The organism is Stenotrophomonas maltophilia complex sp. Om-AH-Sm3, from assembly GCF_059337855.1.
Map to the genome: position 1 here is coordinate 150,997 of NZ_JBYBLQ010000006.1, position 25,844 is coordinate 176,840.

At 61.7% G+C, this 25,844-nt stretch carries 26 protein-coding genes and 5 pseudogenes; 6 read left to right on the forward strand and 25 right to left on the reverse strand.

Annotation, left to right across the window (positions count from 1 at the left end; translation table 11 throughout):
• Nucleotides 1-127 precede the first annotated feature (127 nt).
• From AC10QF_RS09680 to tadA, 4 genes are all read right to left on the reverse strand, one after another.
• Nucleotides 128-1,243 carry an alkene reductase gene (locus AC10QF_RS09680; RefSeq protein WP_494542094.1) on the reverse strand — a complete coding sequence of 372 codons (1,116 nt, stop codon included), beginning with the start codon at nt 1,241-1,243 and terminating at the stop codon, nt 128-130.
• Nucleotides 1,244-1,450: 207 nt separating this feature from the next.
• The gene (locus AC10QF_RS09685; RefSeq protein ID WP_069138239.1) at nt 1,451-2,323 is read right to left on the reverse strand and encodes an EcsC family protein; all 873 of its coding nucleotides are present in this window, start codon (nt 2,321-2,323) and stop codon (nt 1,451-1,453) included.
• 144 nt (nt 2,324-2,467) lie between these two features.
• Complete coding sequence (gene orn, locus AC10QF_RS09690) at nt 2,468-3,040, reverse strand: oligoribonuclease (RefSeq protein WP_019660274.1); 573 nt, start codon at nt 3,038-3,040, stop codon at nt 2,468-2,470.
• 75 nt (nt 3,041-3,115) lie between these two features.
• Nucleotides 3,116-3,640, reverse strand: coding sequence for a tRNA adenosine(34) deaminase TadA (gene tadA / locus AC10QF_RS09695; RefSeq protein WP_005417177.1), 525 nt, complete (start codon nt 3,638-3,640; stop codon nt 3,116-3,118).
• A 184-nt stretch (nt 3,641-3,824) separates the two neighbouring features.
• Between tadA and AC10QF_RS09700 the strand changes: the two genes are divergently transcribed.
• The gene (locus AC10QF_RS09700) at nt 3,825-4,262 is read left to right on the forward strand and encodes an acetyltransferase (RefSeq protein WP_053499819.1); all 438 of its coding nucleotides are present in this window, start codon (nt 3,825-3,827) and stop codon (nt 4,260-4,262) included.
• A gap of 57 nt (nt 4,263-4,319) precedes the next feature.
• Nucleotides 4,320-4,526 carry a hypothetical protein gene (locus tag AC10QF_RS09705; RefSeq protein ID WP_049444278.1) on the forward strand — a complete coding sequence of 69 codons (207 nt, stop codon included), beginning with the start codon at nt 4,320-4,322 and terminating at the stop codon, nt 4,524-4,526.
• 12 nt (nt 4,527-4,538) lie between these two features.
• Here the strand turns inward: AC10QF_RS09705 and AC10QF_RS09710 are convergent, their stop codons facing one another.
• Nucleotides 4,539-5,045, reverse strand: a complete 507-nt coding sequence (locus AC10QF_RS09710) for a GNAT family N-acetyltransferase (protein ID WP_069138238.1) — start codon at nt 5,043-5,045, stop codon at nt 4,539-4,541.
• Between the two features lie 246 nt (nt 5,046-5,291).
• Between AC10QF_RS09710 and AC10QF_RS09715 the strand changes: the two genes are divergently transcribed.
• From AC10QF_RS09715 to AC10QF_RS09725, 3 genes are read left to right on the forward strand one after another with little or no spacing between them, the layout of a single operon-like run.
• On the forward strand, nt 5,292-5,963 hold the full coding sequence (locus AC10QF_RS09715) for a hypothetical protein (RefSeq protein WP_111175874.1): 672 nt from the start codon (nt 5,292-5,294) through the stop codon (nt 5,961-5,963).
• Between the two features lie 43 nt (nt 5,964-6,006).
• Entirely contained in the window at nt 6,007-6,660 is a 654-nt protein-coding gene (locus tag AC10QF_RS09720; protein ID WP_065186150.1) for a hypothetical protein, read from the forward strand.
• Nucleotides 6,657-7,985 (forward strand): XVIPCD domain-containing protein, encoded by a 1,329-nt coding sequence (locus tag AC10QF_RS09725; RefSeq protein WP_111175872.1) that lies wholly within the window; start codon nt 6,657-6,659, stop codon nt 7,983-7,985. Before AC10QF_RS09720 ends, AC10QF_RS09725 begins: the two co-directional genes overlap by 4 nt.
• 52 nt (nt 7,986-8,037) lie before the next feature.
• On the opposite strand, the gene AC10QF_RS09730 is transcribed toward AC10QF_RS09725, so the two are convergent.
• The 3 genes from AC10QF_RS09730 to AC10QF_RS09740 form a co-directional block, all read right to left on the reverse strand.
• Entirely contained in the window at nt 8,038-9,306 is a 1,269-nt protein-coding gene (locus tag AC10QF_RS09730) for a hypothetical protein (protein ID WP_494542095.1), read from the reverse strand.
• A 97-nt stretch (nt 9,307-9,403) separates the two neighbouring features.
• Nucleotides 9,404-10,411, reverse strand: a complete 1,008-nt coding sequence (locus tag AC10QF_RS09735) for an XVIPCD domain-containing protein (protein ID WP_005417198.1) — start codon at nt 10,409-10,411, stop codon at nt 9,404-9,406.
• Between the two features lie 57 nt (nt 10,412-10,468).
• Nucleotides 10,469-11,005 (reverse strand): hypothetical protein, encoded by a 537-nt coding sequence (locus tag AC10QF_RS09740; protein ID WP_072168087.1) that lies wholly within the window; start codon nt 11,003-11,005, stop codon nt 10,469-10,471.
• 405 nt (nt 11,006-11,410) lie between these two features.
• Here AC10QF_RS09740 and AC10QF_RS09745 point away from each other — a divergent pair.
• Nucleotides 11,411-12,018: pseudogene (locus tag AC10QF_RS09745) on the forward strand (IS3 family transposase); the annotation flags it as partial.
• A gap of 114 nt (nt 12,019-12,132) precedes the next feature.
• On the opposite strand, the gene AC10QF_RS09750 reads toward AC10QF_RS09745, so the two are convergent.
• The 17 genes and pseudogenes from AC10QF_RS09750 to AC10QF_RS09830 all read right to left on the reverse strand — a co-directional run.
• Nucleotides 12,133-12,672: a DUF4189 domain-containing protein gene (locus AC10QF_RS09750; RefSeq protein ID WP_315898890.1), complete on the reverse strand. Its 540-nt coding sequence runs from the start codon at nt 12,670-12,672 to the stop codon at nt 12,133-12,135.
• A gap of 98 nt (nt 12,673-12,770) precedes the next feature.
• A complete protein-coding gene (locus AC10QF_RS09755) occupies nt 12,771-13,574 on the reverse strand; it encodes a type IV secretion system protein (protein ID WP_428999686.1) in 804 nt (267 codons plus the stop codon).
• Nucleotides 13,575-13,987: 413 nt separating this feature from the next.
• Complete coding sequence (locus AC10QF_RS09760; RefSeq protein ID WP_315898891.1) at nt 13,988-14,515, reverse strand: DUF4189 domain-containing protein; 528 nt, start codon at nt 14,513-14,515, stop codon at nt 13,988-13,990.
• A 37-nt stretch (nt 14,516-14,552) separates the two neighbouring features.
• Nucleotides 14,553-15,374, reverse strand: a complete 822-nt coding sequence (locus AC10QF_RS09765; RefSeq protein WP_429000891.1) for a type IV secretion system protein — start codon at nt 15,372-15,374, stop codon at nt 14,553-14,555.
• Nucleotides 15,375-15,753: 379 nt separating this feature from the next.
• Complete coding sequence (locus tag AC10QF_RS09770) at nt 15,754-16,428, reverse strand: DUF4189 domain-containing protein (protein ID WP_494542096.1); 675 nt, start codon at nt 16,426-16,428, stop codon at nt 15,754-15,756.
• A 125-nt stretch (nt 16,429-16,553) separates the two neighbouring features.
• Nucleotides 16,554-16,793 (reverse strand): hypothetical protein, encoded by a 240-nt coding sequence (locus AC10QF_RS09775; protein ID WP_261393259.1) that lies wholly within the window; start codon nt 16,791-16,793, stop codon nt 16,554-16,556.
• A gap of 211 nt (nt 16,794-17,004) precedes the next feature.
• A complete protein-coding gene (locus tag AC10QF_RS09780) occupies nt 17,005-17,613 on the reverse strand; it encodes a DUF4189 domain-containing protein (protein WP_315898893.1) in 609 nt (202 codons plus the stop codon).
• Nucleotides 17,528-18,469: pseudogene (locus AC10QF_RS09785) on the reverse strand (TrbL/VirB6 family protein); the annotation flags it as partial. The pseudogene AC10QF_RS09785 and the gene AC10QF_RS09780, both read right to left, overlap by 86 nt.
• A gap of 189 nt (nt 18,470-18,658) precedes the next feature.
• Nucleotides 18,659-19,177 (reverse strand): DUF4189 domain-containing protein, encoded by a 519-nt coding sequence (locus AC10QF_RS09790; protein WP_401747292.1) that lies wholly within the window; start codon nt 19,175-19,177, stop codon nt 18,659-18,661.
• Nucleotides 19,178-19,216: 39 nt separating this feature from the next.
• Nucleotides 19,217-20,306 (reverse strand): annotated as a pseudogene (locus tag AC10QF_RS09795) (TrbL/VirB6 family protein).
• Nucleotides 20,307-20,402: 96 nt separating this feature from the next.
• Nucleotides 20,403-20,945, reverse strand: coding sequence for a DUF4189 domain-containing protein (locus AC10QF_RS09800; protein WP_494542097.1), 543 nt, complete (start codon nt 20,943-20,945; stop codon nt 20,403-20,405).
• 45 nt (nt 20,946-20,990) lie between these two features.
• Nucleotides 20,991-21,518: pseudogene (locus AC10QF_RS09805) on the reverse strand (type IV secretion system protein); the annotation flags it as partial.
• Nucleotides 21,519-21,787: 269 nt separating this feature from the next.
• The gene (locus AC10QF_RS09810) at nt 21,788-22,360 is read right to left on the reverse strand and encodes a DUF4189 domain-containing protein (RefSeq protein ID WP_494542098.1); all 573 of its coding nucleotides are present in this window, start codon (nt 22,358-22,360) and stop codon (nt 21,788-21,790) included.
• Between the two features lie 613 nt (nt 22,361-22,973).
• The gene (locus tag AC10QF_RS09815; protein WP_494542099.1) at nt 22,974-23,486 is read right to left on the reverse strand and encodes a DUF4189 domain-containing protein; all 513 of its coding nucleotides are present in this window, start codon (nt 23,484-23,486) and stop codon (nt 22,974-22,976) included.
• Nucleotides 23,487-23,740: 254 nt separating this feature from the next.
• Nucleotides 23,741-24,244: a type IV secretion system protein gene (locus AC10QF_RS09820; protein ID WP_425520264.1), complete on the reverse strand. Its 504-nt coding sequence runs from the start codon at nt 24,242-24,244 to the stop codon at nt 23,741-23,743.
• A 158-nt stretch (nt 24,245-24,402) separates the two neighbouring features.
• Entirely contained in the window at nt 24,403-24,951 is a 549-nt protein-coding gene (locus AC10QF_RS09825) for a DUF4189 domain-containing protein (RefSeq protein ID WP_494542100.1), read from the reverse strand.
• A gap of 11 nt (nt 24,952-24,962) precedes the next feature.
• Nucleotides 24,963-25,834 (reverse strand): annotated as a pseudogene (locus tag AC10QF_RS09830) (type IV secretion system protein); the annotation flags it as partial.
• Nucleotides 25,835-25,844 lie beyond the last annotated feature (10 nt).

The window sequence follows — 25,844 nt, forward strand, 5'->3', positions numbered from 1 at the left end:
ATGCCGGTAGTGCCGACCAACGGTCGGCACCCATCCATCGGCGATACGACATTGAAATGCCGGCCAGCGGCCGGCACTACCCCTCGCCCGCTGGGTAGGTGCCGACCGTTGGTCGGCACTGGCGCATTCAGGCCTGGGCAACCTCTTCCAGCGCCGGGTAATCAGTGAAACCCTCTACGCCACCGCCAAAGAACGTCGCCCGATCCGGCGAGTTCAATTCCGCCCCCAGGCGCAGGCGCTCCGGCAGGTCCGGGTTGGCGATGAACGGCCGGCCGAAGCCGATCAGGTCAGCCCAGCCTTCAGCCAGTGCCTGCTCGGCGCGTTCGGCGGTGTACTTGCCGGCGTAGATCAGCGTACCCGGGTAGACCATGCGCAGCGCCTGCTTGAACGCCACCGGCATCAGCGGTGCATCGTCCCAGTCGGCTTCGGCGATGTGCAGGTAGCCCACGCCCAGCTCACCCAGCAGGTGCGCCGCGGCCAGATAGGTCGCCTGTGGCGTATCGTCCACCGCGCCCTGCAACGTCGTCAGCGGCGCCAGACGGACACCGACGCGGTCACCACCGGCTACGGCCGTCACCGCCTGCACGACCTCTCGCAGGAAACGCAGCCGGTTCTGCAACGCGCCGCCATAGCCGTCGGTGCGCCGGTTGGCCTGCGAGTCGATGAACTGGTTGATCAGGTAGCCATTGGCACCGTGCAGCTCGACGCCATCGAAGCCGGCGGCCAGTGCATTGCGGGTGGCCTGTGCATAGTCGGCGATGATGCCCGGAATTTCGTCCTCGGCCAGCGCGCGCGGCATCGAGTGCTGGATCATTTCGCCCACCCCGGCTTCGGGACCTGCCCCGGTCGGGTCGACGAACACCTTCACGCCTTCCGCCAACAACGCCGACGACGACACCGGGGCGGCACCACCCGGCTGCAGGGCCACGTGCGAGACCCGGCCCACATGCCACAGCTGGGCGTAGATGCGGCCGCCAGCGGCGCGCACCGCATCGGTCACCCGACGCCAGCCCTGCACCTGTTCCGGGCTGTGGATGCCCGGGGTCCAGGCATAGCCCTGGCCCTGCGGGCTGATCTGGGTGCCCTCGCTGACGATCAGGCCGGCACTGGCGCGTTGGGCGTAGTAGGCGGCCATGTCCGCGGTGGCGACGTTGCCGTCGGCGGCACGCGAGCGGGTCATCGGCGGCATCACGATGCGGTTGGGCAGGGTCAAGGCGCCCAAGCGGTGGGGAGTGAACAACATGGCGGCGATCTCTTGCGGGGGGACTGCCGCAAAGGATGGGGATGCCAGCTGCCAGGCAACAGGCATGCACTGGCAAAACAATTGTTCCCCGAAGGCAAGGATGGCCAGCCGGGGGGCAGAGCCCCTTCCTGCGGAACGGGATCCGGCCCCGCGCGCAACCGGGGGCGGGTCCCTTTGCAACGCAAAGGGCTCCGACCGCGAAGCCGGTTACAGCGTGGGTTCGATCAGCACGCCGCCATGCGCCACGCGGTCATAGCAGGCGCGCACCACATCTTCCCCATACTTCAACTCCAGCCGGCGCACGATGAAGTGACCACGCGCCATGTCCTGGTAGTAATCGGTGAACATGGTATTCAGTGTTGCACCCGCGGCCGCACCAACGATCGGCACCGCCTGCGCAGCGAATTTCTCGGTAACAACCACGCCGAAGCGCGCCGCCACCTTCTCCACCATCTTCGCCAGCAGCTTGCCGGCTTCCTTCGGCGCCACGCCCAGCGTCAGGTCGCGGCCGGTCACCACCCGCCCGGCCAGCTCGGCCGACAGGTGGCGCATCACATCGGTGGTGAAGCCGCGGGCCAGGTAATAGCCCGTCTCGCTGGCGTCATCACGCGGCGAGTTGCCGCCCAGCGCGAACACTTCCAGGCACGCCTGGCGGGTGCTGAACTCGGACAGGTCAAACCCCTCGCTGCGGGCGACGTCGGCCACCGCACGCATCATGATCGTGGTCGACACCGGCAGCTCGATGAGCAGGGCGGCAAAGCCGAAGGCACCGCCGACCGCACCGGAGGTGGCTGCCGCCAATTTGTGCCAGCGGGTCGACGCTCCCTTGCCGGGCGAGTTGTCCATGCTCCACAGGGCTGCCTGCGCCGACTTGGACAGTGCCGCCTGCACCGCACCGTGGATGCGGTTGGAGACCGAACTGGGCAGCGCCTTCACCGCGAACTCCAGCGGCGTACCGACCAGGTTCGCCATGCGCGCGGTCAGGGTCGGCGCTTCGAGCAGAGCGACGGCCCGCTGCAGGTCGGACCAGTCGCGGGCGTTATGGGCGATGTCGCGGGGAAGCAGGATGGGCTCGTTCATGGCGCCGATCTTAGCGCCCGGAAGTTGAACGGTTCGTCGCGGGTCACGACAGTAAGGCGCGGATCCCGCGCCTTGCCGGCCAGCGGCCGGCACTACCCGTTGGTGTGTCACCCGGTAGCGCCGGGCCATGCCCGACGGCGTCGTTCAGGCAGCCGGCAACCCCGACAGCGCGCCCATGAACTGGCGGTAGTGGCGCAGCTCGGCGATTGAATCGTGTACATCGCTCAGCGCGGTATGGTTGCTGTTCTTGCCGACGCCGGCGGCCACGCTCGGCGCCCAGCGCTTGGCCAGTTCCTTCACCGTGGACACGTCCAGGTTGCGGTAGTGGAAGTACTTCTCCAGCCTCGGCATCTGGCGGTGCAGGAAGCGGCGATCCTGGCAGATCGAGTTGCCGCACATCGGCGAAAGACCGGCCGGAATCCACTGCGCCAGGAAGTTCACCGTCTGCGCTTCGGCCTGGCCCAGGGTGGTGGTGCTGTCCACCACGCGCTGCCACAGGCCGGAACGACGGTGCTGGTTGCGGTTCCACTCATCCATCGCTTCCAGCGTTTCCAGCGGATGGTGGATGGCAAACTCGGGGCCTTCAGCCAGCACATTGAGCTGGGCATCGGTGACCACGGTGGCGATCTCGATGATCGAATCGTTGTCGGTATCCAACCCGGTCATTTCCAGGTCGATCCAGATCAGCCGCTCGTTGGCCGCGCCGTTGTCCGCCATGTGTCGCCTCGTTGCTGGGCAGGCGCGCGGCCCACCGGGTGAAGGAAAGGGGCGCCCATCATACCCGTTCGCCCCTCAGCCCTCGCCGGCGTGGTCTTCCAGCAGCAGCGGCGGCTTGCCACGCTTGGCGCGGAAATAATTGGTCAGGCGCATGCTGGCTTCCTTGGCCAGCACCCCGCCGTGGATCTCGACCCGGTGGTTGTGGCGGGCATCACCCAGCAGGTCGAACACGCTGCCGCAGGCGCCGGTCTTGGGGTCGCTGGCGCCGTAGACCAAGCGGGCGACGCGTGCATGCACGATGGCCATCGCGCACATCGCGCAGGGTTCGAGGGTCACGTACAGGGTGCTGCCGAGCAGCCGATGATTGGCCAGCCGCGTGCCGCCGGCGCGCATGGCCACGATCTCGGCATGCGCACTGGGATCGTGCGAGGCGATGTTGAGGTTCCAGCCCTCGCCCAGCAGCTGGCCATCGGCGCCCACCAGTACCGCACCGACCGGAATCTCGTCGAACTCGCGCTGCGCACGCTCGGCCAGCGCCAGTGCATGGCGCATCCAGTGTTCATCGGCGTCGTGCACCGGTACACCCAGGGCATCGGTCATGGCGGTTCTCGCGTGTCTGCAGGGCCAGGATGGCCGCCGGGGCCGCATTGTACGCCTGCAGCCGTCCAGGCGGCGCGGGTATCGGCGGTGCCATTGCGCGCGACCGGCGGTCCAAGCAGCGAGCGCGCTGAAGCCAGGCTGCAGGCCTCATACTGAGCCCTTCCGCAAGCACCTTGGTGAACCCATGACCACCCTCCGTCCCTCGCGCGCCGATGACGGCGCCGCCCTCGTCGACCTCTGGCGCCGTGCCGTCGACGCCACCCACGACTTCCTCAGCGCCGAAGACCGGCAGGCCATCGATGCCGAAGTCGCCAGCTTCCTGCCGCAGGCGCCGATGACCGTTGCGGTCGATGCACAGGATCGGCCACTGGGCTTCATGCTGATCGACGGCACGCACATGGAAGCGCTGTTCATCGATCCGGACGTGCGCGGCACTGGTATCGGCCGGCAACTGCTGCAGCACGCGCTGGCCCGGCATCCGCAGCTGAGTACCGACGTCAATGAGCAGAACGCACAGGCCGTTGGCTTCTACCTGCGCATGGGCTTCGTCGAAACCGGCCGCTCACCGCTAGATTCGCAGGGCCGTCCGTATCCCCTGATCCATCTCCGGCACAACGGCTGACATCCCTCGGCAGCAGCCACGTGCTAGCGTGGCTGCTTTCGGAGAGGAGTGCCGTGCATGGATGGTGGCAGAGCCCTGCTGACCCTGTTCGCGCTGGGAATCAGCCTGGTATGGATCCTGGTGCCGTTCGCGATCTTCGCGGTGCGCAATCTGCTGCGTGAGCTGTTGGCCGAGCAGCGTCGCACCAATGAACTGCTTGAACACATCGGCGGCTACCGCATTCCCAAGCCGCAACCCGAGCCTACCGTCTGGCGTGCGCCCTGACCTTCCGCACGCTCAGGCGGCGGCTTCAAAGGCCGTGGAATAGCTCACCTCTCCCTGCGCCATCGGTGGCCGCAGGCACAGTGCCTGGAAGTACTCTGGCGGAACACCCGGCAGCACCAGGCCCGGCTCGGCGCGGAATCCGAATCGACCGTAGTACGCGGGTTCTCCCAGCAATACGCAGCCCTGCGCCCCCTGCTCACGCAGTGCATCAAGCGCCGCATGCATCAGCGCCGCGCCGACACCCTGCCCCTGCCATCCGGGCAGCACCGAGATTGGTCCCAGGCCAAACCAGCCCGTACTGCCATCGCTGATCGTCACCGGCGACAAGGCAACATGCCCGACGACCTGCCCGTCCTTTTCGGCGACCAGCGAGAGACTCAGCTCTCCACGCGAACGCAGTGCATCCACAATGAACTGCTCGGTGTGGCTGCTGTGCGGGGCTTCGCGGAAGGCTGCCTCGGTGAGTGCGTGGATGACAGCGCGGTCTTCGCGGATTTCAGGGCGGATCGTGCAGTTCAAGGAGGGCGCCTTCAATGAAGTGATGGACATGTGAATGATTGATTTCAGTCACGGATTCAGCAGCAGACCTGCCTCCGGCAGCAATGCCAACGTGATGATCGCGAGCCTTGTGCGGCAAGCGATCCGCCCGGGCAATGCTTCCCCGGGGCGTCAAAAATCCGTCTCCAAGGGTGGCACAGCGCTCCCGGCACGTTCCATAATCGAGATACCTGCCACCCAGGAAGGATAGATGGACACGGACGCACGATGCAGGATCGCGCCATGGGTGTAGCTCGCCCCGAACCCAGGGGGCGGCCGCTGCTGGCATTGCTCGCCCTCGTCCCGCTGGCGGCATGTTCGCCCTACGCCGATGCCGAGCGCGACGTCGCCGCGGGTGGACGCGGCCTGGCCAAACTCAATCCGGCGCCGAAGCAGGCCTACGAACTGGTGCTGACACTGAAGGACGCGCCGGGCCCGTTCGCGATCGTGGAGGGCGTGGCCCAGTACGACGCCAGCAACTACGCAGATTGTGGGCGGATCGTTCCTGCAACGGGCACTGCGGGCCGCATCACCAGCCAGGAGTCCGTCACCCTGCACAAGATCAGCGAGAACGAGTACCGCGGTACGTTCTACCTGGACCGCATGCTGGATGAGGACTACTACGGGCGTGGCGTCTGCCATTGGGCGCTGACGGGTGTCGGCGCGATGTTGCGCGCCACGACCGGCGAGGCGGATACGCGATTCCTGACGTATTTCAAGAAGGAACGCATGAACGCCGGATCGCCGCTGACTCTCTACTACCCGAAGGTTGCCTATCCTCGCGCCGAACTTGCTGCCAACTATCCCGCAAGTGGCAAGGAAGATCCTTCAGCGTACAAAGAGGAGCTGCGCGATGCGCTGTTCTCAACCACCACCACTGTGCAGAAGCTTGTGCCATGAACTGCCAGTGTCACATTTACACCTACCCCCAAGGAGGCCGACATTGCGCCACAAGATGATTCCGTGCCTTGCTCTGCTTCTGTTGACCGCCTGCCATCCGGAGACCGCCATGAACCAGGAACGTGCCGCTGCTGAAGCCGATGTCGCCCAGGGTGGGCGCGGGCTCGCAAAGCTCAACCCCAGCCCGCGCAAGGCCTATGAACTGGTGCTGCGCCTGAAGGACGCCCCGGGTGATTTCGCTGTGGTTGAAGGCGTGGCCCAGTACGACGTCACCAACGAAGACCAGTGCGGCCACATCGAGCCGGCCACCGGCACGGCTGCACGGATTACCAGCCAGGAACCGGTGGAACTGCGCAAGGTCGCCGATGGCGAGTACCGGGGCACGCTGTATGTGGACCGCATGCTGGACGAGGACTACTACGGTCGTGGTGTCTGCAAATGGGAATTCACCGGTGCAGGCGCGATGCTGAAGGCAACGGGTGCTGAAGAGGAGACCCGCTTCCTGACCTTCGCTGACGCGGAACCGCTGATCGAAGGGAAAACGCACACGCTTTTCTATCCTGATCTCGTCTATCCGCGGACAGACCGTGTTCCCAATTTCCCGGCAAGTGGCGAGTCCGATCGCAGCGGTTATGCCGTCGATCTGCGGGACAATTTGTTCACGATCAGTCTTTCTGCAAGTGAGGTGGCCCCGTGACCATCACCTCACAAGACTACGCCGCCTTATCCGATGACGCATATAAGGATCGCGCTGTCGGTCGACGCGCCCCTGGTCAAGAAGAGAAGGTCATACTGAACGGCCATGAGTACAAGATCCTTGAGCATGTCGACAATCGGCTCAATGGTTATCAAGGTACGGTCTATCAACGCGTAGACAGCAAGGAAATCGTCATTGCACATCGGGGCACCGAGCAGATCGGACGCGATGGCATCCTGACGGATGGAGGCATGGTCGTCGCCCGCACCAATGTGCAGGCACCTGACGCGATCGCATTGACGCAGAGAACGCTCGAAGCCGCAGCGGCGCAGTCCCGCTTGAGCGGCGGACCAACTCCTCAAGTCACCGTCACCGGCCACTCCCTCGGCGGCGCCCTGGCCCAGATTACCTCGCATCACTTCAACATCAAGGGTGAGACCTTCAACGCCTACGGCGCGGTCAGCCTCGGCTACCGCATCCCGGAAGGCGGCAACACCATGATCAATCATGTCATGGCCTCCGATCCGGTCAGCGCCGCCTCGCCGCACTTCGGCCAGGTGCGCATCTATGCCAAGCCGGAGGAGATCAGGACGCTGTCTGCTGCCGGTTTCAGCAACCACTCGTTGCGCGCCCTGATTCCAGACTACCCGGTCATCGCGGCAGCCAGTTCTTTGGGCTCCCACAAACTGGGTAACTTCCTCGATCAAGGCTCGGTGCTGAAGCACCCGGAAACCCAGACGCTGGCGAAAGACAACGCCAGGATGATCGAGGAGTACCGCGACAACCTGGAATCGCTGCGCAGCGGTATCACCCGTGCGGCGCGGGGCATTCCAGGCGGCGCCGTCGACCTGTACGACCACATCCGCGGCCCGCTGCAGCCCGGTGAGCCGGCACGCCGCGAAGCGGAGAAGAACGGCCATCACACCAGCATGCTGCGAATGGACGATGCCAACCATGTGGGCAACCCACTGTTCAACGACGCGATCCGTGGCGTGCACGCGCAGGATGTCCGCGTCGGCCGGGTACCAGACGTGATGAGCACGCAACTGGCAGGCAGTCTGGCCGCCGAAATGCACGCAGCAGGCGGCAAGCGCATCGACGAAGTGGTCATGAATGCCGATGCCTCGCGCAGCTTCGCCGTGCAGGGCCAGGGCGGTGACCCCGCCCACCTTCGTGTGTCGGTGGATACGGCAGTGGCGATGAACACCCCGCTGGAACAGAGCAGCCAGCGCATCGACCAGCAGGCCGCCGACCAGCGCGTTGCGCTGGAGCGCGACCAGCAGCTGGAACAGCAGCGGAACCAGACCCGCAGCCTGCAGGCCTGATGCAGCGCGGGAGCCGGCCAGCCCGGCTCCCGCATCACTTCGAGACTCCGGCTCAGGGGCTGGACGCTGTCATTGGCACGGATGCTGCGGCCGTCACGAACAGATCGGGCCCGGAATCCGGGAATCCGCCACAGGCGCGATCGCCGGGTGCCACCGGGTCACAGGGCCACTGCGCGCGCGCGACCTTCTCGCGCAGCTCGAAGCGATCACCGGTCCAGACCACGAACGCGATGTGCTCACGGTTCCAGTCACTGTAGGCGCGCGGACCACCCTTCTGCACCGTCTCCGGGTACTGCACGAACCAGCGCATCGCCGGGCCATACTGCAGTTTGCTGTGGTCCAGGCTGATCCGTCCCTCACGCGACAGCTGCCGCGCACGATCCGCTTCCGTCTGCTGCGGCATGATCGGCATGGCATCAGCGGTCACATCCCGCGGCGCCGCATCCCCGCGGACCTGGTACACACGCTGGGCCACATAAGCCTCGCGGCAATCACCTGCGGGCACGCGGACCGGCTCCGCGCCGTACTCATCACGGTTGGCGACCTGGTCGCTGCAGGTGAACGGCGCCGACACCAGATAGAACGTGCTGTCGGCGTCGCGCCCTTCCAGCGAACGCACCCAGATGTCGCCCATCCGCACGATGAAGTCCGGGCGCTGGCCATAGCCCGGCACAGCCTTGAACCAGGCCTTCTGCCGCACCTCACGCTCGCGCCAGCTGCGCGGCAGGTGGATGTCCTGCGCGGGCAGCGCGACCAGCAACGCGGCCAGATGCGCCGGCATGGTGCCCTGGCAGGCGCCAATCAGCGTGTCGCCCTGGGTCGCCAGCCGCCCGGCCAGATCCACCGGGCAGCGGGCACCGAGCGCCCGCTCGGTCGCCTGCTCGGGCGGCAACGGCACGATGGCCAATGCGGGCGGAGCGGGGGCTACCGCGGGAACGGTTGGCTCGACGGAGGCGGGCGGTGCAGCCACAGGTGCCGCCGCTGCGGGCGCAACGGGCGCCGGCGCCGGATCCGCAGTCGGCGCCGGCTGTGCGTCCACCACAGGTGTCGCAGGGGGTGTCACGGCAGCCGACACCTCGGGCGTCGGCGCCGCGACAACGGCGTCGGCCGCCGCGGGCGCTGCAACGGCCGCCGCCTCTGCAGGCGCCTCAACGGTAGCCTCGGCAGCGGGGGGCATCTCCACCACAGGTGCCGCTGCCTCCTGAGCCTGTGCCGCCCCCGCGACAAGTCCAAGTGACAACAGCCAGACCGGCGGCAGGCAGCGCACGGATGCAGTGCAGCGGGCAGCGGCGTGCCGGGTATTCGAGGGAACGATTCGCATGTGGTGTCCTTACGAGTGGGTTTCCATGTCGGCGCCACAGGGCGCCACGCGTCGTACGTAAAGCGCCTGCGGGCACTCTGCCCGCCGGCATCAGGTGCTACAGGGATCGAGAGCGCTGCTCCTGCTCGCGGGCGAGCGCGGCTGCGGGGTCCTGCTGGGCGACACTGGCGGCCAACTGCTGGCTGCTCTGCGCCAGCGGCTGCTGCGCCGCCTGTTCGCGCTCGACCGAAGCGCGCAGCATGGCCGGGTCACCCAGCGCGCCCTGCACGGCAAACAACGTGCGGCCGTCGTTGCCAGCCAGGAGATGATCGATGCGCGACATCCCCGCCTTCTGCGCGCTCAGCGCCAGTGCGCCGGCAGCATTGTCCAGTTCCTGCACGCTGCGCAGACCGCTTTGTGGTCCCATCTGCTGCAGATGGTGGCGGGCGCCCTGGAACAGGGCATGCCCCGGCGCGCCAGGCTGCGACATGTCGCGCACGGTGGCCTGCTGGGCCGGCGCCCCGACTTCGCCCCGCTCCAGCCGCGCCATCACATCAGGCGTCAGCTTCTGCTGCCACACCTCGAATCGCTGCTGGCGGGCCTCGATGCCGTTCAGGCCACCATTGATCGCGCGCGTCGCTTCGCGCACGTCCTCGCGCGCCGCTTCCGGCACCCGCGTCTGCCACTGCCACACGGCAATGCGGCCTGCGTGCTCGGGCTGCGCGGCCAGTTCCGGGTGATTCACCAGGTCCAGATCCAGCGCCTTGCCGGCACGCTCGTAATTCTCCTTGCCGACCAGAGGCAGATAGCCACGGCCGTGATACTTCAGCGCATCGCCAGGCGCGTCATTGCCCATACGCCCGCCATACATCAGTTCGGCCAGGTTCTCCGGCCGCCCACGCAGCGCCTCCTGGCGCGCGCTCTCAAGCGCACCATTGCCATTGCGCCACGCCGCTTCCACCGGGATCTGCGAGATACCCCGGGTGAAGTTGAAACTTTCATTGAGCCGGCTCAGGCCACGGGACTCGTGCCCGGCCTGCGCCATGAAGTTGGCCAGTTCCCGGGACGAGGTCATGCCGGCCTCCGTGGCCTGCCGCAACAGCTGCGACTCCCTATCCTGCGACACGGTGAAACTCCTGCTCGATCATCGTTGGATACTCCCGCCTCCTCACCGGCATGGCACTCAGGGCAAGCTGACGTCGGCGACGACGGACGGATCGAAATCCTCGAACCGCACCCGGCCAAGTTCGGCGGCCGAGAAGTCACGCGTATGGGTGGCCTCGGTCTCGGTGTCGACCACCTTGCGCTGCACGCCATGCACCCAGCACGCCTGCTCGGCAGGTGCATACCGGAACGTGTAGACGCTGCTCCAGCGTTCGCGACTGCCGCCGTTGGTGATCACACTGAACGCACCATCCTCGATGGTCACGTACGCGAAGGGATCGCCGGCAATGCCTCCCCGGGTGGAACACGGCACCAGCTTGTCGTTGCGCGCCGCCAACTGCCATCGACCCGTGGCGTCGCCCAGCAGCAGCAACAGCACCCGGTTGGGACCGTGCTCGCCGGGCAGCAAGCCCTCCGGAGGAGGTTGGTCGATCACCAGCAGCTGGTCCTGGAAACCATTGCCCGTCAGATCACCGCGCACGGCTTCCAGCAGGTTCGCGCCGGACGGAACGAACGCCAAGGCATTGTCCATGTGTACGCCACTCCCCTTCTCCATCCCCTGCAACTCCTTCAATCCCGTCCTGCCAGTTCCCGAGCGGAGGCCGGAAACGGGGCGATGCCTCGCACGTGCCCTGCGGCCGCCATGGCGGATGATAGCCCCGAGCCCACGGCAACCGCGATGGTGGCAAGCGTCACCCGCATCGCGGGGGGACACAGTCCTCATGGACGGAAAAGCTCCTGCGTTCGATGGCACCGGCGCGTCGGGATTTTGACGCGCACGCAGCTTACTTCGAGGAGGCAGCGCTCGTCGAAGGGGGCTTGGGATGAAAAGCGCACTTGATCACAGAAAAAGCGCGGTTAACGTGAATGGATGCCTACCCGCCCCTGACGTCGGGCACCGCGCTGGAGTGTGCCCGGGCGTTCAAAACCGGGGGGACGTCGTCCTTCCGCTAAGACTGGTAGTGCGCAGGCACGGCGCAAGCGCGAGCGCGTCGCGGTCGAACGCTGACCGTTGCACGCCCCTTCCGGTCCGAGCCACAACTGGTCGATGGACTTCGTGTTCGACGCCCTGGCCAACGGCAGGCCGATCAAGTGTCTGACTGTGGTCGACGACTGCACCAAGGAGGCCGTGGAGATCGCGGTCGCCCGCCGCATCAACGGGCAGGGCGTGGCCGACATCCTGGAAACGGTGTGCCACTTCCGCGGCTATCCGGCCATGATCCGGACCGATCAGGGGCGGAGTTCACCGGACGAGCTCTCGACCAGTGGGCCGTTGCCAACGGCGTGAAGCTGCTGCTGATCCAGCCTGGCAGACCCACCCAAAACGCCTACATCGAGAGCTTCAACGGCAAGTTCCGCGACGAATGCCTCAACGAAAACTGGTTCACCTCACTGGAGCATGCCAAGGCGACGATCTCTGCTTGGCGACGCGATTACAACGAAGTACGCCCGCACAACTCGCTAGGCAAGAGCGCCCCCACCGAGTTCGCCGCCTTACTCCGCGAGCATGGATCCCTTGCAACCACGAACCCGGGCGATAAGCTCACAACCACGGACTCTACGAAGTAGACCTTGGCCCTAACGCAGGGGGCAGGTCAAATTGAGTTGACAAGCGAAACATGAGAGCAGGTAAACCTAAATTCTTCCAGCAATTGCAACCTGCGGCGCCTCACTGACTACCACTCAGAACGACTGGAATTCCGGTTCGCTGCATGCCGAGTAGATCACCTTACAACCTTCACTGCCGCGCTTAGTGCAAAGCCCCATCGCCAATGAAGTCGCGGCAGAGACAGATTCAGCGCGTCCAAACGTGGAACCGCCGAATGCGCTAGTTCGGGGAGAGACCAGCGCGACGCATTGATTCTTGTAAGTCTGAGTAACCTTGCAATCCGATGCCCCGTGCTGACTACAATTGGCCAAGGCCTCATTTGAGGCGTCAGCCTTTCTCACTTTTCCGACTGACACACCGACGTCACCATTGGAAGCCATGGCAATCGCGCCCCAAGTCTTATTCCAGCGTCCTGTTTGGATAGGGCCCGTCTGACCCGATCCCGCGTCCCCTCCCGGGATCGGCGCACACCCACCAACACCCTGACCTCCGATTGGATACTGGCCTGGCGGGCAACGCCCTTCAGCACCAGCAACGGGCGCGAAGCCAAGAAATAGCATGCAAGCTGCAGCGCCGAAGATAAGCGCACATCGGCGGCCAAGTATCGAGACCATATCGTTAGACCCTCAAACTTCCCATCAGCCGTTGTTCTTTGCGAGACCAAGACGCCCCGAGTCCACCACCGCCGAACCTGGCGATGAACCACCGCCCGTCACTCGCGAACCAACAACCTGCTCGGTAGTGGCACCATGTGTCCCGCCCTTCTCTGGAGCCGGAGGCGTGTAGCAACTACCCGGCGGCTGCCCGCTCGGCCCGGCGCCTGCGCCACCGGGCTGCCACCTATCTGCGAATATGCCATGAAGCTACCCAAGGTGCCCTGGAAGAACATGGCCGCCATTGGGGGCGCAGTCAGAATCAAGGTCGTCAGGATCAATCCCATGCCGCCCTGCTGCATCGCCTGACTGGTCATACCGTCACTGGACGCGCCCATGAGCGGGAACTTGTTCACAAGCGCTGTCATCCAGAACGAGGCCGACACGCGGATTACCATGTCCAGCGCGATCGAGACCATCGCCGCCAGCACCGCCATGGAGAACATGGTTCCAATACCGTAGAACAGCCATCGCTGGAACAACTGCTTGGTCTGATCGAACAGCAGGCACAGAATGAACAGTGGTCCCAAGCCGATGAACAGGGCCATGGCGACCTCATACAGCAGCAACATGGAACCTGCCGTCACTGCAGGTCCGCCCGTGCCCAGGCCGATGAACCACATCGCACGGGTCTTGTCAGCCTGCAGCTCGGGATCATTGAGAATCTTGATGCCATCGATGCTGGACAGCGCCACCTGCATCCAGGCAAGGCTCTTGTCGATCTGCGCCTCGGGCTTTTCATCCTTGCCGGTCACAACGTGCGTGATCAGGCCCTTCACGTCTTCCGTCAGGAATTCATGGAGGTCGCGACCGAACATGCCCATGCTCGTCGCCACCGCCACGATCAGGGCCGTGAGCGTCACCCGCAGCACTCGCCCCCAGAGCCGTCAACGACGAAAAAGTTCCTACGTTTGAGGGGGCGATGCGTCAACATTTTTGACGCGGGCGCATCCTCCTTCGAGGACAGATTGCTCGTCTAACGGGACTTGAATTGAGAAGCGCTCTTGATTGAAAAAAGAGCAATTACCATGAGTGGCTTCCTACGCGGCTCAAGCGCCAATCAGTAGTCTTACCTAAAGACAGAAACCCCTAACGCGTCAGATTTTTTGGCTTGCGGCTCGTTCTACCAAGATTGTTCTTCGAGCGTGGAGCCGAACTCCCGAGCTCAGCTTCGGAAGTTCGCCTCATAATATCCCAAGCTACTCAGATCCATCTGCCAAAATGCAATAGGCGGTGGACGTCGGATGTATCAACGCAGCTCCCCGGCGCCCATCCACTAGAACTCTTGGAATTCAGGTTCAGCGCAATTCTCGAAGATCACTTGGCAATCGCTGCCCCCACCATTCTCACATTGTTTCAATGCACGGGCTTTTGATTCTTCAACTGTCGGCGAGCTACTGAAAAGAGTTCCCCCTGCCCCCGACTTGGGCACCACTGCAACCGCGCACTGATTCTTATAGGTAAAAGCAACTTTGCAGCCGCTAACCCCTCCTCGCGCACAGACTGCTTCGGCCTCTTTCGCAGCCAAAGACTTACTCTTCTTCCCTGTCGATGCACCAGATGCGCCGCTTGGGGATAGCGCAATGGCACCCCAAGTCTTTATCCAACGGCCGGTTGCTTTGGGCCCAGTGTCCGCAGCAGCTGCGCCACCAGGCATAGGAGCACACCCACCAACACCCTGACCACCGATGGGATACTGGCCAGGTGGACACCGCCCCTCTGCCCGGACCGACTCAGACGTGAGCGCAGCACCCGCCACCACAATTGCTGCGACCAAATATGCTGCCATTGAACGCCTGATCATATGGAAATCTCCTAACACCAAAAGCAGAGAATTTTACTTAACGGGCAGATCCGAACTTCCCGTCGGTCAAGCTATTTCCATCCTTAGCCATTGGAATGACAGGCGTGCTTGCACGATTTGTACTATTGCTATCAACATGCCCACCACTCGCCGAAGGCTTATCCGGCGTGTAGTAGCTACCCGGCGGCTGCCCACTCGGGCCCGGCGCCTGTGCGACCGGGCTGCCACCTATCTGCGAATATGCCATGAAGCTGCCCAAGGTGCCCTGGAAGAACATGGCCGCCATTGGGGGCGCAGTCAGAATCAAGGTCGTCAGGATCAATCCCATGCCGCCCTGCTGCATCGCCTGACTGGTCATGCCGTCACTGGACGCGCCCATGAGCGGGAACTTGTTCACAAGCGCCGTCATCCAGAACGAGGCCGACACGCGGATCACCATGTCCAGCGCGATCGAGACCATCGCCGCCAGTACCGCCATGGAGAACATGGTTCCAATACCGTAGAACAGCCATCGCTGGAACAGCTGCTTGGTCTGGTCGAACAGAAGGCACAGAATGAACAGTGGTCCCAAGCCGATGAACAGGGCCATCGCGACCTCATACAGCAGCAGCATTGAACCTGCCGTCACCGCAGGGCCACCCGTGCCCAGGCCAATGAACCACATCGCGCGGGTCTTGTCAGCCTGCAGCTCGGGATCATTGAGAATCTTGATCCCATCGATACTGGACAGCGCCACCTGCATCCAGGCAAGGCTCTTGTCGATCTGCGCCTCGGGCTTCTCGTCCTTGCCGGTCACAACGTGCGTGATCAGGCCCTTCACGTCTTCCGTCAGGAATTCATGGAGGTCGCGGCCGAACATGCCCATGCTCGTCGCAACCGCCACGATCAGGGCTGGCGTTCGTCTCTTGAATCACCAAGGCCATCATTGATGAGCCGATATCCCTTGAGCACTTCCCACGAAGTGAGCCCAAGCTTAACAATCCAATGCGCGCTCAGCGTATACGCGCATCATCAGAAACACACCCACAGGACTGCACGCGGGATAGCGGTACGGCCTGACGAACTTGGAGGCGATTCGCGACATCATATTGAGGAGCCCAACTGAATTAAGTCTTCTCAACTAAACGGACGCCACTTAAATCTAGCGCCAACGCGCACCACCCGTCAGCTCCAGACCCCACCTGCCAAGCAGGCATACTTGCAAGCCAGTCTCAAAATTCGCTCACGCTGAAGTTCCACTAGTACTCCTGAAAAATCGGATCAGAGCATGCGGAATAAAATACTTTACACCCTGCGCTTGCCCGCTTTGTGCATTCATCCATTGCAAGTTTCGTCGCGAGAGCCTCCGTCTCGGCTCGCCACGTCACCGCTCCTCCTCTTTCGAGACTCGAAGGGGTAACCATTGCAGCGCATTGGTTTTTGTAGGACATCGTCACTCGGCAATCACTAGCGCCTCCGCGGGCACACTGCGAAATAGCTTCTTTTTCTGCAGCGCCTTTCGAACTCTGACCCGTTGATGCACCGGCATCACCGCTCGGAGCAGTGGCAATTGCTCCCCAAGTTTTCAACCAGCGGCCTGTTGGCCTAGGCGCCGCCGTTGCATTCGCCCCACTGTCCCCGCCCGGAATCGGTGCACACCCCCCCACGCCCTGCCCACCAATGGGATATTGTCCGGGTGGGCAACGACCTTCTGCGCTAGCGGACGGAGCATCCACCAAGAAGAGGATCAACAGCAAAGACAGCATCGAGGCGTACGCTGCTACCAGTTGCTTCGCCCTGAATTTATTCGCTGCACGCATCACAATCACCCTGGCTCTATCTCGGTTTATTGCCAATCCCCATCCTGCCTGGATCATGCTCGGGCGTGGAGTTAGAAGGACCGGTGAACATCTTTGTTGGAGCACCAACTTCATTAGCGCCTTCACTTCCCTTGCTCGTCGAAGGCTTATCCGGCGTGTAGTAGCTACCCGGCGGCTGCCCGCTCGGGCCAGGCGCCTGTGCCACCGGGCTGCCACCTATCTGCGAATATGCCATGAAGCTACCCAAGGTGCCCTGGAAGAACATGGCCGCCATTGGGGGGGGGCGCAGTCAGAATCAAGGTCGTCAGGATCAATCCCATGCCGCCCTGCTGCATCGCCTGACTGGTCATACCGTCACTGGACGCGACCATGAGCGGGAACTTGTTCACAAGCGCTGTCATCCAGAACGAGGCCGACACACGGATCACCATGTCCAGCGCGATAGATACCATCGCCGCAAGAACCACCATCGAGAACATGGTGCCTATGCCGTAGAACAACTACCTTTGAACAGCTGCTTGGCCTAGGCAAACAGCAGACAGAAGATGCACAGGGACCGCAGGACGAAGAACGAGGCCCAAAGCGACCTCGTACAGCAAACGCTCTGAATGTTGGTTTGGTCAATACTCGCTAACAAGCCGTAATGCGACCTCTAACAACTCATGCCTGTACGCCCCGGTCGCACTTCGCTCAGTAAGACTTGAAGAGCGGCTCAGTGCAGTCGGTATAGAGCACCTTGCATTGCCCAATGCTCTCCTTACTGCACGCAGCCAGCACATTCTGGGTTGCACTTTCGCGCGATGCTCCCGTGTTCGTCCTTACCTTCCGTCCTTCCTGCGCGGTCGCGTAGGCAACGCACTGGTTCTTGTAAGTTGTCAGGACTTTGCAGTCGGTCGCCCCATACTGCGCACATCGCTCTTGGGCTTCTGTCTCGGCTGCCGACTTATCCTTATGACCCTTGGATGCCCCCATGTCACCGGACGCAGGTGACAGAGAGATGGCACCCCACGTCTTGATCCAACGGCCGTCGGGCCTGGGCGCAGATGTGCCGCTCTCCCCCCCAGTTGGAATCGGGGCGCACCCACCGACACCCGGGCCACCGATTGGGTACTGACCTGGCGGGCAACGCCCTTCTGCAAATGCTTGGCCGGCAGCTACCAACGTAATCATCAGAAGAATCACGCGCGAAGCCAAAGACATATTTACCTCTTCATCAATTGCCGCTGATCTTATTCGCAGCCCGGAGCCCAGTCTCCCTGGGGGACAGCAGCCCCCCTTGCGGAACAGTGAGCCTGCCATTCCCAGCTGAATTACTGGTTTCCGGATTGACAGAATCCTGCTTCGAAGGAGCAGCTGGTGTATAGGTGCCGGGTGGACGCCCATCCGCACTCGGAGTAGCGGCTGCGCTACCACCTATCTGCGAATATGCCATGAAGCTACCCAAGGTGCCCTGGAAGAACATGGCCGCCATTGAGGGCGCAGTCAGAATCAAGGTCGTCAGGATCAATCCCATGCCGCCCTGCTGCATCGCCTGAATGGTCATGCCGTCACTGGACGCGCCCATGAGCGGGAACTTGTTCACAAGCGCCGTCATCCAGAACGAGGCCGACACGCGGATCACCATGTCCAGCGCGATCGAGACCATCGCCGCCAGTACCGCGATGGAGAACATGGTTCCAATACCGTAGAACAGCCATCGCTGGAACAACTGCTTGGTCTGATCGAACAGCAGGCACAGAATGAACAGTGGTCCCAAGCCAATGAACAAGGCCATGGCGACCTCATACAGCAGCAGCATTGAACCTGCCGTCACCGCAGGACCACCCGTGCCCAGGCCGATGAACCACATCGCGCGGGTCTTGTCAGCCTGCAGCTCGGGATCATTGAGAATCTTGATCCCATCGATGCTGGACAGCGCCACCTGCATCCAGGCAAGGCTCTTGTCGATCTGCGCCTCAGGCTTCTCGTCCTTGCCGGTCACAACGTGCGTGATCAGCCCCTTCACGTCTTCCGTCAGGAATTCATGGAGGTCGCGACCGAACATGCCCATGCTCGTCGCCACCACCACGATCAGGGCGGCGCGCGCCATGTTGGTCACCAGGATCATCATCGAGTCCCGGCTGCGGCCGGTGACGATCCGATAGCCCTGTACCACTTTCCCAGCGCAGTAGAAGAACACTTGCCCACTAAACAAGGTGCACGAGTCGCAATGCAACCTTGATGAAGTCGTTCTCGCTCAACTTCTCGCCGAGCGGCTTCTTCAGCCGCGCGTTCTACCCCAGGCTCTTGAGCAGCTTGGCTCAGGTACGCTCATACCATCAAAGATGTCACGGCAGTCATGAGACTAAAACGACTCAAAGATCGGCTCAGAACAATCTGTATAAAGAACTTTGCACTGGCCGCCACCGATGTCCGCGCAATGGGACAAGACTCGATTTGCAGCCTCCTCCTTGGAGCCTGCAACCGAATAGGAGACACGGCCCTTACTCCCCCTCTCGGGATCAGCATATGCAACACACTGGTTCTTGTAGGTAGTTCCGACTTTGCAATCTCTAGCGCCATGGCTTGCGCAACGGGAAAGCGCCTCGGACGCAGCTTCCTGCTTTGAACGCCTTCCAACCGAAGCCCCCATATCACCTGTGCTTACTGCGGTTGCAATAGCTCCCCAGGTTTTGATCCAGCGGCCAGTCGCGACCGGACCACTCGACCCTGCATCGCCTCCATTAGAGCCCGGTATTGGCGCACATCCACCAACCCCCTGTCCGCCAATCGGATATTGTCCGGGCGGGCAGCGCCCCTCCGCTTGGGCATCTTCTGTCACAAGCAAGAACAAAGCAGAGCAAATCCAAAAGAGGGAGATCACAATGCGCTTCACGTTAACTCTCCAAATACGCCTGAATCACTATCTACTAGGATGAGCAGCTCGCTGGCCAGTTTCCGCAATCTTTGTCGCATCCGACTGCGGCAATGTCATGCGGCTTGTTGACTGACTACTGTAGTCACCGGAGTCGACAGTTCGTCCCTTCTCTGGCGTCGCTGGCGTGTAGTAACTACCCGGCGGCTGCCCGCTGGGCCCCGGTGCCTGCGCCACCGGGCTGCCGCCTATCTGCGAATATGCCATGACGCTACCCAGCGTGCCCTGGAAGAACATCGCCGCCATTGGGGGAGCGGTCAGGATCAGGGTCGTGAGGATCAGGCCCATGCCGCCCTGCTGCATCGCCTGGCTGGTCATGCCGTCGCTGGAGGCGCCGTCGAGCAGGAACTTGTTGACCAGGGCGGTGGACCAGAACGCGGTCGAGACACGGATCACCATGTCCAGCGCGATCGATCCATTGCTGCCAGTACCGCCATCGAGAACATCGTGCCGATGCCATAGAACAGCCATCGCTGGAACAGCTGCTTGGTCTGGTCGAACAGCAGACACAGAATGAACAAGGGACCCAGGCCGATGAACAGCGCCAGCGCGACCTCGTAGAGCAGCAACATCGCACCAGCGGTGACCGCCGGGCCGCCGGTCCCCAGGCCAACCGCCCGCGAGGCACGATTCTTGTCGTCGCGCAGGTTGCCGTCATCGAGCACCTTGATCGCGTCAATGTCCGACAGGCCCGCCTGCATCCAGGCTAGGCTGGTGTCGATCTGATCCTCCGGCGAGTCATTCTTGCCGGTCACCACATAGGTGATCTCGTTCTTGAGTCCTTGATCAGGAAGTTTTTCAGGCTGCCAACGAACATCGCCATGCTGGTTGCGACACTGACGATCAGTGCCGCACGAGCCATGTTCGTCACCAGAATCATCATCGAATCGCGACTGCGACCCGTGACGATGCGGAATCCCTGGATCAGCACCCACAGGGTCATCAGTATCAGGGTGATGCTATCGACCCACGCCATCAGTTTGCCGAGCAATTCGATGCCGAACTCGTCAATCCTCTTGCGCGGATACGACAGGATCGACCGGAAGAACACGAAGTCCCCGACCGATCGGACCCACATGGCGTTTTGAGATAAGCATCCAGCCAACGCACATGCATTGAGCCTGATCACGAACGTGGCGCCGTTGAACAGACTTCAATTGGGTCAACTCAACTTTCAAAATTTTCGAAAAACTGGCTCGGAGCAATCAGCGTAAAAAACGGTGCACTTTTTGCCACTCGGATCCACGCACTTTCTCTGCGCTTCTGCAATCGCAATCCTCTTTTTTGGAGCACGGCCAACCGCAGATTGGGCTCCAGGTAAATCAGCAGATGGAACTAACCATGCCACGCATTGGTTTGAGTAGGATACCGTAACCTTGCAATCCCGTGCTCCACCACCAGCGCACCGCCGCATGGCTTCAGAAGCAGCAAGCTCTGCAGATCGCATATCTGAGACCATTCCCACCTCGGAAGTAGCAAGAGAGGTCGCTATCGCTCCCCAAGTGCTGATCCATTCGCCTGTGGGCCGAGGCGGCAAGGGTATCTGGTCACCTGATCCAGCAGCGCCACCAGGAATTGGAGCGCAGCCGCTCGCGCCCTGCCCCCCAATTGGGTAGAAGCCCGGAGGGCAACTTCCGCCCTCTGCACGACCAAGATTTGGAAGAAAGGCGCCAAGAGCACCAAACGATGCCAACACAATGAATGGATACATGCGCATGATATGACGACTCTCCAATTTCTGCGGAAACGCTTCCGCTTTCAGTTAACGAGTGGGCGCATTTCCAAGCGCTCCGGGAGTATGGCTCGGCGCATCATGACTTGGCGCCACCTTCGGCATCGTCAACTGACTGCTCTCTGCGCGCCTCTCGGTACTCGTGGGATCAGTAGGCTTGTAACTACCCGGCGGCTGTCCATTAGGTCCCGGCGCAGCAGCAACCGGGCTGCCACCTATCTGCGAATATGCCATGAAGCTGCCCAAGGTGCCCTGGAAGAACATGGCCGCCATTGGGGGCGCAGTCAGAATCAAGGTAGTCAGGATCAATCCCATGCCGCCCTGCTGCATCGCCTGACTGGTCATGCCGTCACTGGACGCGCCCATGAGCGGGAACTTGTTCACAAGCGCCGTCATCCAGAACGAGGCCGACACGCGGATCACCATGTCCAGCGCGATCGAGACCATCGCCGCCAGCACCGCCATGGAGAACATGGTTCCAATACCGTAGAACAGCCATCGCTGGAACAACTGCTTGGTCTGATCGAACAATAGACTAAGGATGAACTGCGCCCCGAACCAATCAACTCAGCGCCAAAGGCAGAAGCTAGTAGACAAATGAATTACAGAACGACGTTTTATCTCCAAGAGTAATCACCTCGCGCTCACGTTGACCGAACCCGTGGACAACAGCGCCCACCCTTGGCGCAACTTCGCCATCTCAAGCGAAAGCGAAAGCGAAAGCGAAAGCGAAAATAGAAATGGCCCACGTCTTAGCGGGCCACCCCTAAAATAAAAAAAGCAGACCTTCAGTATGCAACCAAGCCCAGCCAGTGTCAGGAATCACATCAACGGAAAGACTTGAACTCAGACTCACTACAGGCTGAGTAGATGACGCTGCACTCGGTACCGTTCGCAGCCGCCTTACATTGTTCCAATGCGTTACGCCTTGCAAGCTCCAAGGTTTCCGCGCGGGCAGCTATCGAGCTTGCCGAAGTCGCGCCTCTAGGAGTATCCGCAAGCGCCACGCACTGATTGTTGTAGACAATGAGAACCTGGCACTTCTGCCCTCCTCCCAAACGGCATTGATCCAGAGCCACAGAGACCGCCTCGGACTTGCTTTTGCGAGATTCCGAAACGCCTGTAGCGCTGACGACCCTACGAGCATTGGCGCTGGAGTCTTCCGCAATCGCGCCCCATCGCTTTTCCCACTTCCCAGATGGAGCGGGTGCGGTCGGCGATGACGAAGAATCAGCTCCCCCCGGAATCGGGGCACACCCAAGAACACCCTGAGCACCACCCACGGGATACTGGCCTGGCGGACACCTGCCCTCGGCATATGCCGCTGCAGGGATCGACAAAATCGCCAAGAGCAACAGAGTCTTCATCATCTTCACCTTCAACGAAAAACGGGTCTTCATTTCACCAACGCGTTGCCCAAGGCACCCGGCGACTTGGATTCAACATGCTGATTTTGACCAGAACCCATCACCGAGCGCCCTTCAAGTTGCGGAGAGGGACCACTGGACCCCTGCGATGAATTCTTCTCCTGCGCGGGCGTGAAGTAGCTACCCGGCGGCTGCCCACTCGGGCCCGGCGCCTGAGCCACCGGGCTACCACCCATCTGCGAATATGCCATGAAGCTACCCAAGGTGCCTTGGAAGAACATGGCCGCCATTGGCAACAGTCAGAATCGTGTTCGCCAGGATCAAGCCCATGCCGCGCTACTGCGCCGTGAGCGTCACCCGCAATACTCGCCCTCAGAGCCGTCAACGACGAAAAAGTTCCTGCGTCTGAGGGGCTGATGCGTCAACATTTTTGACGCGAACGCACCCTACTTCGAGGAGGGATTGCTCGCCTAACGGAACTTGGATTGAGAGGCGCTCTTGATTGAAAAAAGCGCAATCACCATGAGTGGCTACCTACGTGACTCAAGCGCCAAGCAGCAGTCTCACCTAGAGACAGATACCACTAATCTGCCAGAATACGATAGACGCTGGACGTCGGATGTATCAACGCAGCTCCATCGAGCAATCAGAATTCTTGGAAGATCGGCTCACTGCAATCGGTGTACTTGATCGTGCACTGCCCACCGCCGTGAGCAGCACAGTACTTCAGAACCTCAGTGGAAGCAGCCTCTCTCGTTGGGCCGCCGGCCATTGAAATCAAGCCTTTAGAGCCCGGAGCCGGATCCGCGTAAGCGACGCACTGGTTCTTATACGTTATCCCTACAGTGCAATCCTTCGCACCATATGTCGCACACCGGGACTGAGCCTCAGCGACAGCCTCGGCCTTTGATCTCTTTCCAACCGAAGCTCCCACATCACCGGTCGCAACAGAACGGGATATGGCTCCCCAGGTTTTGATCCACTTACCTATCGCACGCGGCCCGGAACTCCCCTCACCCTGAGAGGCTGGAATCGGGGCACAGCCACCCGCACCCTGCCCGCCAATCGGATACTGACCTGGCGGGCAGCACCCCTCCCCATAAGCAACTAGTGGGGCAAGAATCAGGAGAATCAGCAATAGAAAATTATTCATTCTCATAAGAAGCGACTCGACAGCAGATCAAGAATTTTTGCCAACTTGCGGCGACGCATCAAGTTAACGATTCACCCCGCGAAGGCCCGTGTCGTGAATCGTCGGCGCTGAGTTCTGTGGCAAGGCCATGCGAGCTGTCCCGGAAGCCGCGTCCTGACCCGCCGTCGGAGCCTCAGTACTGCTAGAAGGCTTCGGCGGAGCGTAATAGCTCCCTGCCGGCTGGCCATTCGGGCCAGGCGCCTGTGCCACCGGGCTGCCACCTATCTGCGAATATGCCATGAAGCTACCCAAGGTGCCCTGGAAGAACATGGCCGCCATTGGGGGGGCGCAGTCAGAATCAAGGTCGTCAGGATCAATCCCATGCCGCCCTGCTGCATCGCCTGACTGGTCATGCCGTCGCTGGAGGCGCCGTCGAGCAGGAACTTGTTGACCAAGGCGGTGGACCAGAACGCGGTCCAGACACGGATCACCATGTCCAGCGCGATCGATACCATCGCTGCCAGTACCGCCATCGAGAACATCGTGCCGATGCCGTAGACCAGCCATCGCTGGATCAGCTGCTTGGTCTGGTCGAACAGCAGACACAGAATGAACAAGGGACCTAGGCCGATGAACAGCGCCAGCGCGACCTCGTAGAGCAGCAACATCGCACCAGCGGTGACGGCCGGACCGCCCGTGCCCATGCCGATGAACCACAGCGCCCGGGTCTTGTCCGCCTGCAGCCCTGGATCGTTCAGGATTTTGATGCCATCAATGCTCGCCACGCCCTTCTTGCAAGCAGAGCAAGCAGCCTCTCTCGCTTGCTTAGTACCTAACCGTCGAGATCACGACCTTGACATCGTGGACAAGGAAACCCTCGATGCTGGCACCGAACAAGACCAGGCTGATAGCAACACCAACTATCGCAACCTGCTGCTTTCAATTAGAAGCTCTCGAAGAGCGGCTTCGTACATGCACTGTAGAGCTTGCTGCATCCTCTACTACCTCGAGTTGTGCAGGTTCTCATAGCCAGCTCGGTGGCAATCTGTTCAGTCTCCGCGCTAGAGATAACCGAACCTCCGCGCTCAGATGTGGATGGCGAGATTAGTGCAACGCACTGATTCTTGTAAGACTGCACTGTTCTGCAATCTTGACCACCCAGCTTTGCGCATTGATACATAGCTTCCTTCGCGGCGTCAGACTTTGACCGCTTCTCAATTGCCACGCCAACCTCACCTGTTGAGGAGGTTGCTACCGCGCCCCAAGTCTTGCTCCACCGACCAGTCGCCCTTGGGCCGGAGTCTGCGCTCCCACCCGCAGGGATTGGCGCGCATCCAGGCGCACGATCATCCCCAATTGGGTACTGGCCCGGGGGACAGCGCCCTTCTGCACTGACCACAAGTGGGAAGACGCCAAGTGATGCAACGCAAATGAGTGCTAGCACCCGCATTGTCTTCAGCAAGACTGCAACGCTACATGTTCGCCGAATCATAGGCCTTCACCTCATTTAACCTTGCTTGCCAAACCATATCGGCCTGGATCAATTTCAGACGGGCTTGAAGTTGCCCCTTGTCCTGACACTCGCGAAGATGTATCCGCCTGTGTTGTCGTACTTTGTGCCGCACTCGCATTTGGTGCCGGCGGCGTATACGAACCCGGCGGCTGGCCCTGCGGACCCGGCTGGCCAGCAGCAGAGCCACCGATCTGGGCGCGAAACCACCCAAGGTCCCCTGGAAGAACATGGCCGCCATTGGGGGCGCAGTCAGAATCAAGGTCGTCAGGATCAATCCCATGCCGCCCTGCTGCATCGCCTGGCTGGTCATGCCGTCGCTGGAGGCGCCTTCGAGCAGGAACTTGTTGAGCAGGGCGGTGGACCAGAACGCGGTCGAGACACGGATCACCATGTCCAGCGCGATCGATACCATCGCTGCCAGTACCGCCATCGAGAATATCGTGCCGATGCCGTAGAACAGCCATCGTTGGAACAGCTGCTTGGTCTGGTCGAACAGCAGACACAGAATGAACAAGGGACCCAGGCCGATGAACAGCGCCAGCGCGACCTCGTAGAGCAGCAACATCGCACCAGCGGTGACGGCCGGACCGCCCGTGCCCAGGCAGATGAACCACAGCGCCCGGGTCTTGTCCGCCTGCAACCCTGGATCATTCAGGATCTTGATGCCATCAATGCTCGACAGCGCCACCTGCATCCACGCCAGGCTCTTGTCGATCTGGTCTTCCGGCTGCTGGTCCTTGCCGGTCACCACGTGGGTGATCAGGCCTTTGACGTCCTCGTTGAGGAATTTCTGCAGGTTGCTGCCGAACATCGCCATGCTGGACATCGCTATGCTGGTGGCAACGGTGACGATCAACGCAGCACCGCACACA

Excerpts from the sequence above, each read along its gene's own strand:
- AC10QF_RS09680 (WP_494542094.1), bottom strand. The coding sequence starts at position 1,243 with ATGTTGTTCACTCCCCACCGCTTGGGCGCCTTGACCCTGCCCAACCGC.
- AC10QF_RS09685 (WP_069138239.1), bottom strand. The coding sequence starts at position 2,323 with ATGAACGAGCCCATCCTGCTTCCCCGCGACATCGCCCATAACGCCCGC.
- orn (WP_019660274.1), bottom strand. The coding sequence starts at position 3,040 with ATGGCGGACAACGGCGCGGCCAACGAGCGGCTGATCTGGATCGACCTG.
- tadA (WP_005417177.1), bottom strand. The coding sequence starts at position 3,640 with ATGACCGATGCCCTGGGTGTACCGGTGCACGACGCCGATGAACACTGG.
- AC10QF_RS09700 (WP_053499819.1), top strand. The coding sequence starts at position 3,825 with ATGACCACCCTCCGTCCCTCGCGCGCCGATGACGGCGCCGCCCTCGTC.
- AC10QF_RS09705 (WP_049444278.1), top strand. The coding sequence starts at position 4,320 with ATGGATGGTGGCAGAGCCCTGCTGACCCTGTTCGCGCTGGGAATCAGC.
- AC10QF_RS09715 (WP_111175874.1), top strand. The coding sequence starts at position 5,292 with ATGCAGGATCGCGCCATGGGTGTAGCTCGCCCCGAACCCAGGGGGCGG.
- AC10QF_RS09730 (WP_494542095.1), bottom strand. The coding sequence starts at position 9,306 with ATGCGAATCGTTCCCTCGAATACCCGGCACGCCGCTGCCCGCTGCACT.
- AC10QF_RS09740 (WP_072168087.1), bottom strand. The coding sequence starts at position 11,005 with ATGGAGAAGGGGAGTGGCGTACACATGGACAATGCCTTGGCGTTCGTT.
- AC10QF_RS09750 (WP_315898890.1), bottom strand. The coding sequence starts at position 12,672 with ATGGTCTCGATACTTGGCCGCCGATGTGCGCTTATCTTCGGCGCTGCA.
- AC10QF_RS09760 (WP_315898891.1), bottom strand. The coding sequence starts at position 14,515 with ATGATCAGGCGTTCAATGGCAGCATATTTGGTCGCAGCAATTGTGGTG.
- AC10QF_RS09765 (WP_429000891.1), bottom strand. The coding sequence starts at position 15,374 with ATGTTCGGCCGCGACCTCCATGAATTCCTGACGGAAGACGTGAAGGGC.
- AC10QF_RS09770 (WP_494542096.1), bottom strand. The coding sequence starts at position 16,428 with ATGAAGTTGGTGCTCCAACAAAGATGTTCACCGGTCCTTCTAACTCCA.
- AC10QF_RS09775 (WP_261393259.1), bottom strand. The coding sequence starts at position 16,793 with ATGTTCTCGATGGTGGTTCTTGCGGCGATGGTATCTATCGCGCTGGAC.
- AC10QF_RS09780 (WP_315898893.1), bottom strand. The coding sequence starts at position 17,613 with ATGGCAGGCTCACTGTTCCGCAAGGGGGGCTGCTGTCCCCCAGGGAGA.
- AC10QF_RS09800 (WP_494542097.1), bottom strand. The coding sequence starts at position 20,945 with ATGCGCATGTATCCATTCATTGTGTTGGCATCGTTTGGTGCTCTTGGC.
- AC10QF_RS09810 (WP_494542098.1), bottom strand. The coding sequence starts at position 22,360 with ATGAAGACCCGTTTTTCGTTGAAGGTGAAGATGATGAAGACTCTGTTG.
- AC10QF_RS09815 (WP_494542099.1), bottom strand. The coding sequence starts at position 23,486 with ATGAGAATGAATAATTTTCTATTGCTGATTCTCCTGATTCTTGCCCCA.
- AC10QF_RS09825 (WP_494542100.1), bottom strand. The coding sequence starts at position 24,951 with ATGATTCGGCGAACATGTAGCGTTGCAGTCTTGCTGAAGACAATGCGG.